1 pseudogene is annotated in these 328 nt (G+C 60.7%); it reads left to right on the top strand.

From position 1 onward, the window contains the following. Positions 1 to 328 (top strand): annotated as a pseudogene (locus tag EN852_RS37620) (ABC transporter ATP-binding protein); the annotation flags it as partial.

Raw genomic sequence — 328 nt, 5'->3', positions numbered from 1 at the left:
ACGCGAAACTGCGCGTGCAAATGCGCGCCGAAATCACCAGCCTGCAAAAGCAGCTCGGCGTAACGACCATATACGTGACCCACGATCAAACCGAAGCGATGACGATGGGGGACAGGGTCGCGGTGTTGAAAGGCGGCGTGCTGCAGCAGGTCGACACCCCCAAGAGGCTCTATGAATCGCCGGTGAACGCTTTCGTTGCCGGCTTCATTGGGTCTCCTTCGATGAACCTTTTCGAGGCGAGCCTGAGGGGCGACGAACTGACGTCCGGCGCCTTGGCCATCCGTTTGCAGGATACGGCCTTCGTCCGCAGGCCGGGCTTGAGGTCCTA

The sequence above is a fragment of the Mesorhizobium sp. M2E.F.Ca.ET.209.01.1.1 genome (genome assembly GCF_004010375.2).
Taxonomy (GTDB): Bacteria; Pseudomonadota; Alphaproteobacteria; order Rhizobiales; family Rhizobiaceae; genus Mesorhizobium.
The sequence above is the reverse complement of the archived record's forward strand: the minus strand, read 5'-3'. Positions and strand labels throughout refer to the sequence as shown.